The sequence below is a fragment of the Bacillus cereus group sp. BfR-BA-01381 genome (genome assembly GCF_022663555.1).
In the GTDB taxonomy this organism is placed as follows: Bacteria; Bacillota; Bacilli; order Bacillales; family Bacillaceae_G; genus Bacillus_A; species Bacillus_A pacificus.
Map to the genome: position 1 here is coordinate 1 of NZ_JAKUFR010000109.1, position 13,128 is coordinate 13,128.

Here is a 13,128-nt window from a genome sequence, read left to right on the forward strand (position 1 = left end):
ATTTTTGTAATATGCACTACTAGTATTTCCTGAAGCAGGTTGTGTTTGAGTTTGCTGTGCTTTTTGTTCTTCTTGTTGTTTACGAGCTTGCTCATCAGCTTGACGTTTTTGTTCTTCTTGTTGTTTACGAGCTTGCTCATCAGCTTGACGTTTTTCATCTTCTTGCTTACGAGCTTGTTCCTCGGCTTGACGTTTTTCATCCTCTTGCTTACGAGTTTGTTCTTCAGCTTGACGCTTCTCATCTTCTTGTTTTTGAGCTTTTTCGTCCGCTTCTTTCTTTTCTAGTTCTTTTTTCTTCTCGCTCTCTTTTTCTTCTGCATTGTTAGAAGTAACTTTTTTACTAGTTGCTGCTGTTTTTTCAGAAGTAGGGTTTGAAATGCTTGATAACGCACCAAAAATGACAAATAAAATAGCAGTGATAATAAATTGTTTTTTTGCTACACCTGTCTTTTTAATTACGGATAAGATTGCTAGAACAAGGAAGAAAATAAATAATATGAAACTTAAAGTAGCAAAAAAATCGATGACTGGGTGTTCAGATTTTGTAGTGCCCATTCCTGTTAAGAGAATCGAAATCATAAAAAGAATAACGGCAGGACGACCATATTGTTTTGCTTTTCCATTTTTCTTGAAAAACGAGATGATACATAGAATGAAAAGAATAAAAGCAATAAAAAATAAAGCTGCACCAATATTACTCAAAATCGTCATTTTTATACCTCCATTTGTAAGATTTTCACTATTGATTATATAGGAATTTATTGGATAGTACACGATTTATATAAATTTAGAAAATTAGTATTTTTAATAGACTTACAAATTATTATTTAGTATATATGGAAAAATAGATATATTTCCTATTACCTTTTTAAACAAAATTCATAAAGTATAATATATCGATTGAAAGGAGGGGATTTGAATGGAATTTCAATTGTTAGTGAATTGTATATTACAAGAAGGTAATGCTTACTTTTTAGTAACGAAGGTAGACGATGTAATTACGTTGAAAGTACCGATTACTGCGGGAGTAGCAGGTTTATTCTTAGCTTTAGGTGTACCAAGATGTTCTTAATTTAAATCTCTACAGTAGAAAGAGGAGGACAAGCCTCTTTCTACTAATACATAATTATTTTATGTAAACTAAAATGTTGTTTTAGTAATAGCACATTTAGAATGGACATGCATATACTATAATGTTTTTTAAGTTATGAAAATTAAAGAGGTGCTATTATATATGAAAAGAAGAACATTTGATATTCCAGTTACATTACGAAGAGAGTGGTTTTTAATAGAATTAGCCCATTTAACGAAAAAATATGGAATTGAAATTGCAACTAGCAAAATGGAAGCTGCACCGTTTTTAAGAGATCAAGTTACGGAATCAAAAATAGGATCAGGCCTCCAATATGATAAATATGATGATGAGTATATCATTGAAAATTAAAGGGTACCAGCAAAAATAAATTCCTTTATAACAAAATATAAAATAAAGCAGATTCTAAATATGGAATCTGCTTTATTATGAAATACTTCTAGTCAACTAGCCTCTTTCTAGTGTTTTTCCTACATATTTTTCTTGTGTTATTCCGAAAGATTCATGAAGAATGCGAGCATAATCTTTTGATTCTATTGGTCGTTTATTTTTGATGCCTTTAAAGGTTTCTGTATAATTTTTATTTGTTAATGATACGTGCCCATAATCAGTTAATTTACAAGTAATAGCCCCTTTATTAAAAGGAGATTCTTTATGTTCCATAATCACTTTTTGAATGTTATTCACCTTTTTCTCATCTATTGGATCTAAAGTGAAGGCATAGCCTATTTTCCATTCATGTGAAGGTTCAGATTGCAAGAAATTTGTAGATTCCCCGTTAGCTCCTTTTCTCATTTCTAAAATGTGTGTACCTTTTCGGGTAGTTTGTTTGCGAATTCGATATTCTCCCGTTTGAGAAGAGATGACTTCTCCGGTAAAAGGGACTGGATGTAAAGGGAGATGAGATGCAAAACCTGCGTCTATAACATAATCTTTATAATTATGATTTAATATGATAATGACATGACCATCATCGGGTTTCCATTTATTATCGTAAAGATCATAAACAGTACCAGCTACTTTATATACTTGAAACCCACAATCCATTAAAAAGTAATACAATAAGGAGTTTAATTCATAACAAAGACCGCCTCGTTTTTGAATAAGTAATTTTTCTACTAAGTTCTTTTTTGAGATATCTTTAATCGTACCAGTCATAATATCGAGATTTTCATAGGGAAGAATCAAGCCCATCTTTAAGAGGATTTCATTTAAATCATCAAATGTTACTTCTTTTGCAGGAATTTTTAGTCGTTTAAAAAACTCCTTTTGTAAATTGGTCATCATAAAGCATTCTCCTTTCTTTTTACAGAATTTTCTTCTGCTCACCGCTAGGTTAGTACTTCTAAAAGTTTAATTCAAGTCTGCGAAAATTATCATAATATATGTTTCTGGAAAGATTATTATCTATTTAGAAATTTCAGTTTAATATTTCGTCGTAGGAAAGTCTTACAGCATAAGCTTCTATTCATTTGTTTTGTATTAAATTAAATAAAAGTACATATCTTCATTCCTCTTTTTTTATAACTAGGTAGTAATAAAGTGTTATTTTTCTAAAGTTTTTTCAAGATTTGTATACTTTATATAGACAATGATGATTTAGAGATATTTGGATTTAGTACGGTTAACAATTATTGAGAAACTTTTTTATAGTGTTCTCTCAAAAGGAAGAGATAGAAACAAAGAGAATAACGTGTGTTAAGGAAGAAGGGGTACTAGTAATCTCTTGAGAATAGGGACAAGATTTTGTTTAAGTAAAAAGATTATCTAGTATTAAGAAAGAAGATAAAAAAATTACAAAGAGCACCTTCTTTCAAAAAAAGTGGGGGGAGTAACATGCGATTGATGAGAAGATGTGTTGCCTTACTAATTGTATTTTTTATCATGGTTCCAATGATTAGTACAAATGTGCGAGCAGAAGTTGTAAAAGAGCTTAAAACAGGCTTTCCGGATCAAGAAGTCTTTACACCTGGAGAATGGTTTTTAGGAAAAAAGCCTGCTAATTATGATGAAAGTAAGCCTCCAATTCTCTTTGTGCAAGGAAGGAATGGAAATGCAGATAGTTGGTATGGAAAAACTGTATATCACGACATAAATGATATGTATGACTATGCTTTGAAAGCAGGCTATCAAACAGTATTTATACAATTATATGATGCTGCTGGAAAAGGATCAGCTAGTCAGTGGGACAACGGAAAATTGTTAGCACAAAAATTAGAAGAAATATATAATCATTTCGGTAAAAAAGTTAATATTGTAGCACATAGTAAAGGCGGTATCGATACACAGGCTGCATTAGTAGGATATGGTGCAAATCGATTTGTCGGAAATGTTATCACGCTTGCGACACCACATCATGGATCAAACTTAGCTGATTTATCATATAGTTGGTGGGCGGGATGGCTTGCCTCTATATTAGGTCAAAAAGATGATGGTACGTACTCATTACAAATGGGCGAAATGGCAAAATTTCGTTCAACGATTGATAATAATCCAGCAGCTAAATTAAACCGTTATTACACAGTTACGGGAACTAGTTGGGGCCCTGTATTCTCGGCGTTATCCATGGGCGGATTATATTTGTCATCATACGGTTCAAATGATGGACTAGTAAATGAGTGGAGTGCTAAGTTGCCGTATGGAACTCATTTATTTACAGATTCCAGATTTGATCATGATAATATACGAAAAGGATCTGCTGTGTTCTCACGAATTGAACCATATTTACGTACATCAAATGTAGCCGTACCAGCTTTAGTAGCATCCAGCACTAGTTCAAATGAAAATATAGAACAATTAAATACAACTTCAAATCAAAACATTTTAGGCGGAGAATTGCCACAAAATCAGTGGATAGAGCAAACTGTTACAGTTGATAAAAAGTCAGAAGGAATCGTTTCTATATTAACTGCTTCGTCTAATGTAGAAGTACAAATGATATCACCAAAAGGAAAAATGTATACAAATAAGGATAGCGTTATAACTACTGGTGAAGAAGAATCTTTCTTTGGTGGTGCAACAATTAGAACATTTAAATTTGATAAAATGGATGTAGGAGAATGGAAAGTTAAAATGATGGCGAAACAGTCGAAAGATGCATATTTAGTTGTAAGCGATTACAAGAATGACGCACCATTTGTTCTTCAAATGCCTACCAAAGTTAAAGTAAATAAACCTGAGTATAAACTGAAAAAATCACCTGTGGCACCTGAAATGAAAGGGGATCTTTCCATAACAGTAAGAGTTGTGAATGAAGAAGGGAAACTAGTCTCTGAATTTAATGAATTGCAAAATGTTAATAACAATACATTTACTGGTGCTTTGAAGGACATAAAGCAACCAGGAGTATATAACGTTACGATGGATATAAAAGGGATGAATAAAGAAGGACAACCTTATAGTCGTACAATTGTTAAGTCGGTGTATGTGGAGAAGTAAGAAAGAATGAGAAAAAAGTACCGAACTTTTGTAGTAGAAGAGTTCGGTACTTTTTTCATGTTTATTAGATTAACAGAAAGGTATGTTTTGTGAGGAAAAAGATAGAAATCAAAAGAACATTAGTTAATAAAAAAGATGCTGAAATAGCATCTAAATGTGAAGAAGATTATTAACTTAGTTTCATAACTGTTAATTCAACTGAATTGATACCATTATCACAAGTTACAATACTTTGATGATTAAAACCACTATTATTTTTCAGTTGAAGAGTTGCATTAGCAGGAACTGTAACAATCGTTTCGCCTACTAGTTGAAGGCATTCGTTATTTGATGAAGTATTCATTTGAAAAGCAAAGTCACCTTGACTATTAGCAAGTGGATTATTATTTAAAAATATAGTCATGACTGGGATATGTGGAAATACAGGATTTAAAGTAGTGTTAATAGTCGAAATGAAAGAAACTCTATAATCACCAGCTTGACTAAATTGTATAGTAGTAGGATTTAGTAAGGAAACGCCTCCTGCTATAGGGCCAACGTGATTAAATGGAAAAGGATCTCCGAAAGGAACAGTTATAAACTCCGTTTGCCAAAAAGTTCCATATGCTGGACAACTTTTTTTATGTGAATGGTCGCCTGAACATTTTTTATATGAACTGGAAGAAGATTTGCATGAACATTTTTTATTTGAGTTTGAAGAATGATAGTATGAACCCAATGTATTACCTCCTATTATGAATAAATTTTATACTTATAGTAGTTTATGCTTGTCGTATATAAAGGGTGATAGATATAGAAAATAAAGTGCTAATACGATGAAATATAGTAATGGAATAGAAGCTGTAACCATTTTTGAAAAAGAAAAGGTTAATGATATGGTGAAAATATTAGAGGGGTTTATTGGGAAATTGAAGCGTAGGGTGAATGCTTATATTAATTATATCTGAAACAGTAAAACCAGTATCCTCAGTTACAATGATATGATCGTTAAAGTAATTTCTTTTTATTTTAATGTTTTCATATTAGGTTTTTAGTTATCCTTCTTTATTTACATAGTAAGGCAGGAAGAAGACGAAAAGTATCGAATGAATGTACATATGTAGCATTGTTTGCTTTTGGTGTGAATAGTAGTTAAAGATACGTTGAAATATTTTATACGGTAACAAAAGAGTAATTAAATAATAGAGGGAGCAACTTACATGGAAAATATATTAAAGGTATCTTCAAAATCAAGCCCCAATTCGGTCGCAGGTGCAATAGCAGGTGTACTAAGAACAAGTGGAAATGTAGAAATTCAAGCGATTGGAGCGGGTTCATTAAACCAAGCGATTAAAGCAATTGCAATCGCAAGAGGATTTGTTGCTCCAGGTGGTATTGACTTAGCCTTTGTTCCAGCATTTCAAGAGGTTACTATTAATAATCAAGAAAGAACAGCGATTAAATTAATTATTGGTCCTAGAAAGAGAAGGTCTTAGAGCCTAATAGAGAAGGTTAATGTAAAAAGGTTTTATAAGTTTGATAAAATGAAGGATCCAAAAAAAGTTAGATAAGTTATTTCATTTGACAGTTTCATGGCCTATAACATGCTTGTTATAGCGGCCTATGTCTTCCAAGTTTTCCTTATATTAAGTGTTTTTTACAAAGCTAAAAATGCCAAATCCTTTGGATATAAAGGATTTGGCATTTTGTATAATTTTTGGATGTTTATCAGATTCAAAATATTAATGTATCATGGGGATGTCTAAAATCTTGAACGTAAATGTATGCATATTTGCTATTTATTTTTCATTTTTTTCTTTGACATTGTTAGTGATCTCATTACTGACAATATCCCTAGTTAATTTAGATAAAATAATGTTGTTTATGTCATCATCTTTCGGTATTAGAATTTGATCTAATTCTTCATTAGAATTGAAGAGTTTGGAATAGGAACTTTTTAATTGATTTTTGTACACATCAGTATAGACTCTGGATTTTAAAATTAGATCTCTTACATATCTTTTGTGAAATTGATAAATATCATTGATTCGAAAGAGCATTGCATGATTTTTATATCTATCTTGCATTTCCCTTGGAACATTACTAAATTCTAGTACGATATTAAAATTATTAGTTTCGCCAATTATGGTACTGAAGTAATCTATGGTATTTTCTGTAGTGAGCTCTCGTTTAAATTTAACATATTCATGAAAGTTCTCTAAATATGGATGAATATGGGTATTTAAAGAAACTTCCACATGGCCTTTGAAATCCGAATTACATACTTTACAACATGGAATCAGATTATAGATTGAGATTGCTAAGAAAGGATATTTGGATTTACAAAAGTAATGGTCTAGTACAGGGCGCGTTTGTCCATTTTTATTTCGAAAAACAAATATAAATTGACTATTACAATAGGGACAAACTGAGATCCCTAACTCTTCAACAAAAGCATAAGCTCCCCAGTACTCTAAATTATTTTCTTTGACAAAACGATTATACTCAGTATGGAAAATTTTTTTTAACAAAGAATAAACACTTTGTTCAACTCCTTTTAGATCTTTTTCCTCATTTATAATCGTTTTAATTTTTGAATAAATCATTTCTTTTAATTCATTAAGTTCTCTTGGATTACCGATTGCTAAGGTTACTAAGTTTTGGTGTAAAAACTCCAATAAAGATTTAATTTTGACATTTGAACAATTGGAAATTTCTTTTTTTAATTTTTTTTTCACAGAAGTTCTAGAACCACTTTTATTGAATTGACAGTATTCTAAATGTTTTTGTAATATTGTAGAACTTAGTTCAATTTTCTTCATTTTGTAGCGCCTTTAGTTCATTTATTTGTCTTTGTAATTGATCTATTTTTTTATTAATAGTTAATACATCTAATTTTATTTTATCCTCGAACATTTCAATTAGTTTCCTTTTAACAATTGGTTCCCCAATAATATCTATTTCTTTTTTTATGCGAGAACTATTACTTTTAATTTTTTCTGGGGAGGAGTTCATTAATTCATCTATTAAGTTATTTATTTTTTTTTGAGCAAATTTACCAACTAATCCATCTGTAATAAAAAATGAATTAGTAAATAGCCCATGAATATTTGCAGCAAAAGTAAGTTGATTATTATCCAAGTTTTTTACAGTGTATGTATGGTTCTCTTTGTCTCTTTTTAGAAAGATTACATTATTATTTGGTAAATCGGATAAGATAAAAGGTGAATGGGTAGTTAGTATAATTTGAATTTTTGTCTTTTTGTACATGTATGAAATTATATCCATAAAGGTATACAGCCATTCTTTTTGCCATTGGGGATGAAAATATAAATCACCTTCATCTATCAAAATTATCAAGTTTTCAATATCTTTATTTTTTATAGAGTAAAATCTACTAAATAAATTTAAGAAGGCGTATTCACCACTACTTAATTCAGTCCAAGTCATATTAAAGAAAGGTTTAAAATAGGATTCTTCATTAACAGAGATAATTTTAGATAGGTTTTGATCACTGCTTTTGACGAGGTAGCGACCATTTTTTTTGATTATATTTATGGAATGTAAGAGAGAAATGAGTTCTTGTACATCCCTAAATAAACTTTCCATAAAATCAAAAAAATAGTTAATACTATTATCCATACTTTCCTTAAAAGAATTAAATAGTTCATCAGGATCTTCTTGTTCTATAAAGCTTTTTTTATCATTAGTAATTAATTTTTCTATTTCTTTTTTAAGGCTTTCATAATGATGACTAAAGCTATTCGAAACTTGCACAGATTTTGCAGATTGTTGAAATGCATGAAGATAATTAAATGAAGTTACTCCAAACGAAAGATTAGTAACAAGTTCTATAAAAACTTCTGTATAAAAAGCTAAATAAATAGAATAACATGTTTCGTATAGAAATGAATTAGCTTTAATTTCATCGGTTTCAGAGAGTCGAGGATAAATTATCTTATCAAACAAATCCTCAATGTTTTTCGTATGTTGCATTGTTTTAGGGTTTGAAGGAAGATTGTATGGATAAATATTCTCGATTTGAATCTCTTTTGGGACATTTATTTTTTCATTGATTTTAAGGTCATGTTCATATTTTTTAGTAAACATTATTTGGTCATAAAGTTGATTTGAGACAAAGGATTTGTTTTTTGATAAATTATTGGTTGATAGATTGATGATACGGTTTGAACTATTATGTTGGCTATAAGTTGCCTGTATATCATACACATTAGAAAAAAATATCGTTTTGAAGGCAGTGGAATTTAAGGGTTTGAAAAAAATCCTTCTATCAATATTGCTGACCTTTAATATGATAGGAACATGCCTAGTGATATCCTTATAATTATATTTTATTTTTTTCTTAAAGGAATAATCAAAAAAATATGTTGCTTTTTCTTTGTAAACAATAAAATATTCAAAGGTTTTATTTTGGTCGTTTTCTATTATTTTCATTAGGGAGTTTAATATAGTTGATTTACCAGTACCATTCTCCCCAACAATCCCTGTAACAGAATTTATCTTGGGGGATTTATTTAAAAAATCTTGAGTGCAAAAGAAATCTTTTATATAGAATGGATTGTTTTCTATAGTTAAAGTATTGTTTGAAATATTACATAGAATATCTCCACCAAAGTTTAAAGAGATGTTTTTTAAACCATTTTTTTGATTTATCCATAAATATAGTATTTGCATAGTTTTCTCCATTTCTTGCAAAGTTGCTTTTATAACAATGTTAGTGAAATATGAAGTTGAGATACTTAAATATACAATTTTAGTTAAAAGAAGTTAATGAGTGTTAATATGACTATCTCTTAGATTTCATATAACTATTTGTTCGAGTATTAACTATAGTGGCAACCTAAGTGTCTACTTTTTATATGTTGGTTTTGGCTTTGACCCTCAACAACAAATGTAACATTCATTAAAAAGATAACTAAATCTAGGCATCAATATGAATGTACTCATTCTTGGTAGTTTTAATCTGTGTTTTTGGTAAAACTACTCGTAATTTGATTGGTTCGAAAATTAAAGCTAGTAAGTTTTACATAAATCTGAAAAAGGCAATCTTTGTAATAGCAAGGTATATAATTTTTAATGTCTGGATTGCTTAAGATACTAAGGAGAGAAGATGGAATTAATTGTTTTAGGGAGATAGCAAAAAGGTTTTCTCAAGTTCTTTTAACAGCCTGCACTTCTTAGATTTCCTGCTACCTTATTCAAATATAGATAAAATGTTAATGATATGCATACAATTAATTCTTTCTAGTAAATGTAATTTTACCATATTAGCAATATAACATTTAAGTGTGAGTTTTCGAAATAAGGGATTAAAGGCGATATAAGTTATATAAATGAAGAAATTAGGCTTAAATAGAATAAAAGAAATGAAAATAGATGTAGATGAAATAAAGGTTAAGCAGAAAATTGAATCGGAAAAACTAATTGTATTAGTATTAGATGTAACTAAAGGAAAGTGAAGCTGTTGAACATGATTTTACAGTTAGTGAGACAGTAAAGAACAAACAAGAACGATTAAATTTGAAGAAAGTGAGTTGTTTTAACTGACATTTTTATATTAATATTAAATCATATAGAAATATTAGGATTAAATAGGAGGGATTTTTTTGTCTGAGGTTAGTTCAAATAAACAAATACAAAATGGTAGTAATACAAATATACAAGTGGAAGCAAGGGTGCGTGGGATAGAAAAAAGTCGTAGCATATATAGTTATCTAAATGAGGAGTATACAAACTTTAAAAAGGGTAACAACCTTTGGGAAATGGAAAAGTTTAAAGAGTATATAGACTCGGAGCTCTATGATGATAAGCAGCTAAACCTTTATTATTACATGTTAGTTTCTTATATTGATACTGCAAAATTTATTTTTCAAATTTATACAATACTTGCTACTTTTGTCGGAATTGTAGTTTCGGTATTAATAGCTAACACGGCACAATTGGCGCAACTTTCCAGTAAAGTTGGTGGAGAAAATATAAGTTATGTTAAAACAATTATAGATATTGTAGGAAGCAGTAATCTGAATATAATTCTAATTCCAAGCATTGTATTTCCACTGATACTGATTTTAGCAATAAGAAATCATCGTATTATAGATAAGGCAAATTTGTTTTTAGCGATTTTAGGATCCATCAAAGAGGATAGAGAACAAGAATAAGTAGTTAGAGAATGAAAATTTGAAGACACTGATTCTTTTTTATTTTGCAAAGAAATGGAGTGAGGGAATAAAAGAATTAAATAAAGAGTATAAGGAATCTTTCAATGCCATCAAACTAGTTAAAGAAACAGCCGAGGAAGAAGAATTTAATATATATTCTGAAATAATTTCAGATTTAGAGTTTGCCTTGGAATGGATGCGCACATATAAAAGGGGAATGAAGAGATGGATATTAATAATCAGTTGACTGAGAAAATTGATGATTTAATTAGATTAGTTAAAAAAGTAGATACCTTAAACGTTATTGGTATGGTAAGTGTAGAATTTACAATGAATCGACCAGGTAAATCCGTATTTGAAATAACGGATTTAATTTCTCCTTTTAAACAGTATTTATATTTATGTAGTTTGTTATTAAGTAACGAGTATGAACCTTCTGAAGAGCAAGAAGAAACTTTTGAAGAATTATATGAAGAAATAAAAAAGCTATTAAATGAGATTACGAACCTTTATGCTTTAATTTTCTTTCCAGAAGAAGGTGAAAAAATTACAGATGAGTGGAGAAAGCATAGAGAATTAACTATGCCGGTCTTTATGAATTATTTTAATATCCATTCCTTAGTTTATGAAGAGCAAATAATTGAGAGAACTCAACGTTGGGCTTTACCGTATAATACAGTTGTTCAAGAGGCACTTGGAATAGATATAGAAACGATGATTAGTTTATACAATGAAATCAAATCAGACCTAGATAAAGGGCTTCAAGGTAGTATCCCTAGTAAGAATGCATTAGAAAAATTAACTGAAACCATGGAGAAAGTTGAAGAATCCAGACAATATTTCCTGAAATTACTGGAGGAAAATCAAGCTCTTGATTTTGATTCTGCCATGGAACTTACTAAAGAAGCTTTTAAGGATAAAATAGACTTGAATGATTTGAATCGTCAAGAAATTAAGAGAGTCCAAAATGATTCTTGGTTTAAACTTAATTTGAAAAGTTTAGAAGGGAAATTCCCAAAAGAAGTAGTTGAAAGATTTTTATCTCTATTTTTACTAGAACGATCACCAAAAGATTTTTATTATTATACAGCTGTGGGACCTTTTGAAATTAATCCAATTGTGAAAATCGATGATGAATACTATTTACCAATATTTAAACAATTACTACATGCTATTAATACAAAGGTGTTTACAGCTATCGAAAATAGTGATTCTAGAGATTCATTTTATAAAAATCGAGATAACAAGGCTGAAGAGAAGACAAGAGAGTTATTTGAAAAACTATATGGAACAACAGCACAATATTATTCTAGTGTTTTTGAAACTCCAGATTCACAAAATGAACATGATCTGCTGGTAAGAACACAAGATGGCACTGTATTTTTAGTAGAAGTTAAAGCTTCGAAATACAAAGAACCATTCAGAGACCCTACTAGGGCTTACCAAAGAATAAAAAGAGATTTTAAAAGTGACGGTGGTATTCAAAAGGCATATAATCAAGGGGCGAAATTAAAAGATTTATTAAATCAAAATGAGATAACTACTTTGTATAATAAAGAGGGAGAAGAAGTAGTTACTTTAAGTTCTAAGGATATAAAAAAAATCCATATTATCTGTGTCACAGCCGAAAATTTTGGTATTATAGCTTCAAATCTATCTTACTTATTAGAAAAGAAAGAAAGTGAACTTTATCCTTTTGCAGTTAATTTATATGATTTAGAATTAATTGTTGATTATATAAAGTTTAAGAGCCTCGGTGAAAAAAGTTTTGTGAACTATTTGAGCTTCAGGCAGTTATATCATAAAAAAATTATAGCTATTGATGAGTTAGACATTTTCGGCTATTTTTTATCAAAACCAGATTATAAGATTTTTCGTGAACAAGATATAGTATTTGTTTCACCAGAGCATGCAGATATTATTGATGAAATGTATTTTTCAAGGCTAGGAATTTATAAAAAAGAGAAAAAACTTCATGTTAAATTAAAAAAAGAGAAAAATAAACGTAAAATGAAAAAACTGAGCAAGAAAAGAAATCGTAAAAAATAGGTTATCTAAAATCCTTTTCTCGGAAATTTATATATTTTGCAAAAATATTAAAAGGCTACAAACTAAGCTTGTTATTTTAGTTTGTAGCCTTCAATTTTTTGTTACTTTTGTGGTTGATTATTTATCAAATGAACAACCCTAAAACTGCTCATTCTTCTCCCAAGATTCTACAATATAATGCGCAATTGTCGGATTAAATCCTTTCCCAACTAAAAACATAATCGCAGCAACTTCTGTTAATGCGTGTTCGTGAGATGTATGTTTTGCTTCATTTAAACCGTAATCTACCCAAGGTTTTACGAAATCTAGTACAGGTTTCTTTAAAGGCAAAAATTGTGTGCCGACAACTTGCTGAATTTGTTGTTGTGTCGGTTCTGTAATTGGTCCAGG

The 13,128-nt window shown here is 29.8% G+C and carries 14 protein-coding genes and 1 pseudogene; 9 read left to right on the forward strand and 6 right to left on the reverse strand.

The genetic code is table 11. The annotated features are described in order from the left end of the window. A partial coding sequence (locus tag MR079_RS24870; protein ID WP_242294818.1) for a YisL family protein occupies positions 1-711 on the reverse strand: 711 nt, incomplete at its 3' end. Between the two features lie 208 nt (positions 712-919). Here MR079_RS24870 and exsG point away from each other — a divergent pair. Together exsG and MR079_RS24880 are read left to right on the forward strand one after the other, a co-directional pair. Then, a complete protein-coding gene (exsG, locus tag MR079_RS24875; RefSeq protein ID WP_000395674.1) occupies positions 920-1,072 on the forward strand; it encodes an exosporium protein ExsG in 153 nt (50 codons plus the stop codon). Between the two features lie 162 nt (positions 1,073-1,234). Then, the gene (locus MR079_RS24880) at positions 1,235-1,444 is read left to right on the forward strand and encodes a hypothetical protein (RefSeq protein WP_000830253.1); all 210 of its coding nucleotides are present in this window, start codon (positions 1,235-1,237) and stop codon (positions 1,442-1,444) included. Positions 1,445-1,540: 96 nt separating this feature from the next. Here the strand turns inward: MR079_RS24880 and MR079_RS24885 are convergent, their stop codons facing one another. Further along, positions 1,541-2,380 (reverse strand): arylamine N-acetyltransferase family protein, encoded by an 840-nt coding sequence (locus tag MR079_RS24885; RefSeq protein ID WP_088327359.1) that lies wholly within the window; start codon positions 2,378-2,380, stop codon positions 1,541-1,543. A 549-nt stretch (positions 2,381-2,929) separates the two neighbouring features. Here MR079_RS24885 and MR079_RS24890 point away from each other — a divergent pair. Continuing rightward, a complete protein-coding gene (locus tag MR079_RS24890) occupies positions 2,930-4,531 on the forward strand; it encodes an esterase/lipase family protein (RefSeq protein ID WP_242294819.1) in 1,602 nt (533 codons plus the stop codon). 169 nt (positions 4,532-4,700) lie between these two features. On the opposite strand, the gene MR079_RS24895 is transcribed toward MR079_RS24890, so the two are convergent. After that, entirely contained in the window at positions 4,701-5,249 is a 549-nt protein-coding gene (locus MR079_RS24895; protein WP_242294820.1) for a preprotein translocase, read from the reverse strand. A gap of 97 nt (positions 5,250-5,346) precedes the next feature. Here MR079_RS24895 and MR079_RS29275 point away from each other — a divergent pair, with 97 nt between their 5' ends. Both MR079_RS29275 and spoVS read left to right on the forward strand, forming a co-directional pair. Further along, positions 5,347-5,478, forward strand: coding sequence for a hypothetical protein (locus MR079_RS29275; protein WP_277933167.1), 132 nt, complete (start codon positions 5,347-5,349; stop codon positions 5,476-5,478). A 252-nt stretch (positions 5,479-5,730) separates the two neighbouring features. Continuing rightward, entirely contained in the window at positions 5,731-6,006 is a 276-nt protein-coding gene (gene spoVS / locus MR079_RS24900; protein WP_242294821.1) for a stage V sporulation protein SpoVS, read from the forward strand. Between the two features lie 303 nt (positions 6,007-6,309). Here the strand turns inward: spoVS and MR079_RS24905 are convergent, their stop codons facing one another. Both MR079_RS24905 and MR079_RS24910 read right to left on the reverse strand, forming a co-directional pair. Beyond that, complete coding sequence (locus MR079_RS24905; protein WP_242294822.1) at positions 6,310-7,332, reverse strand: hypothetical protein; 1,023 nt, start codon at positions 7,330-7,332, stop codon at positions 6,310-6,312. Then, complete coding sequence (locus MR079_RS24910) at positions 7,319-9,205, reverse strand: AAA family ATPase (RefSeq protein ID WP_242294823.1); 1,887 nt, start codon at positions 9,203-9,205, stop codon at positions 7,319-7,321. The genes MR079_RS24905 and MR079_RS24910 overlap by 14 nt, the downstream gene beginning before the upstream one ends. A 659-nt stretch (positions 9,206-9,864) precedes the next feature. Here MR079_RS24910 and MR079_RS29280 point away from each other — a divergent pair. The 4 genes from MR079_RS29280 (at position 9,865) to MR079_RS24925 (ending at position 12,738) form a co-directional block, all read left to right on the forward strand. Continuing rightward, on the forward strand, positions 9,865-9,990 hold the full coding sequence (locus MR079_RS29280; protein ID WP_277933168.1) for a hypothetical protein: 126 nt from the start codon (positions 9,865-9,867) through the stop codon (positions 9,988-9,990). Positions 9,991-10,137: 147 nt separating this feature from the next. Further along, positions 10,138-10,689, forward strand: coding sequence for a hypothetical protein (locus MR079_RS24915; RefSeq protein WP_242294824.1), 552 nt, complete (start codon positions 10,138-10,140; stop codon positions 10,687-10,689). 19 nt (positions 10,690-10,708) lie between these two features. Then, entirely contained in the window at positions 10,709-10,936 is a 228-nt protein-coding gene (locus tag MR079_RS24920; protein WP_242294825.1) for a hypothetical protein, read from the forward strand. Continuing rightward, positions 10,915-12,738 carry a hypothetical protein gene (locus MR079_RS24925; protein WP_242294826.1) on the forward strand — a complete coding sequence of 608 codons (1,824 nt, stop codon included), beginning with the start codon at positions 10,915-10,917 and terminating at the stop codon, positions 12,736-12,738. Before MR079_RS24920 ends, MR079_RS24925 begins: the two co-directional genes overlap by 22 nt. Before the next feature lie 138 nt (positions 12,739-12,876). Here MR079_RS24925 and MR079_RS24930 read toward each other — a convergent pair. Continuing rightward, positions 12,877-13,128 (reverse strand): annotated as a pseudogene (locus MR079_RS24930) (hypothetical protein); the annotation flags it as partial.

What these genes read in the sequence shown, in the direction of transcription:
- exsG (WP_000395674.1), top strand. Translation starts at nt 920, where the DNA reads ATGGAATTTCAATTGTTAGTGAATTGTATATTACAAGAAGGTAATGCT.
- MR079_RS24880 (WP_000830253.1), top strand. Translation starts at nt 1,235, where the DNA reads ATGAAAAGAAGAACATTTGATATTCCAGTTACATTACGAAGAGAGTGG.
- MR079_RS24885 (WP_088327359.1), bottom strand. Translation starts at nt 2,380, where the DNA reads ATGATGACCAATTTACAAAAGGAGTTTTTTAAACGACTAAAAATTCCT.
- MR079_RS24890 (WP_242294819.1), top strand. Translation starts at nt 2,930, where the DNA reads ATGCGATTGATGAGAAGATGTGTTGCCTTACTAATTGTATTTTTTATC.
- MR079_RS29275 (WP_277933167.1), top strand. Translation starts at nt 5,347, where the DNA reads ATGAAATATAGTAATGGAATAGAAGCTGTAACCATTTTTGAAAAAGAA.
- spoVS (WP_242294821.1), top strand. Translation starts at nt 5,731, where the DNA reads ATGGAAAATATATTAAAGGTATCTTCAAAATCAAGCCCCAATTCGGTC.
- MR079_RS24905 (WP_242294822.1), bottom strand. Translation starts at nt 7,332, where the DNA reads ATGAAGAAAATTGAACTAAGTTCTACAATATTACAAAAACATTTAGAA.
- MR079_RS24910 (WP_242294823.1), bottom strand. Translation starts at nt 9,205, where the DNA reads ATGCAAATACTATATTTATGGATAAATCAAAAAAATGGTTTAAAAAAC.
- MR079_RS29280 (WP_277933168.1), top strand. Translation starts at nt 9,865, where the DNA reads ATGAAGAAATTAGGCTTAAATAGAATAAAAGAAATGAAAATAGATGTA.
- MR079_RS24925 (WP_242294826.1), top strand. Translation starts at nt 10,915, where the DNA reads ATGGATATTAATAATCAGTTGACTGAGAAAATTGATGATTTAATTAGA.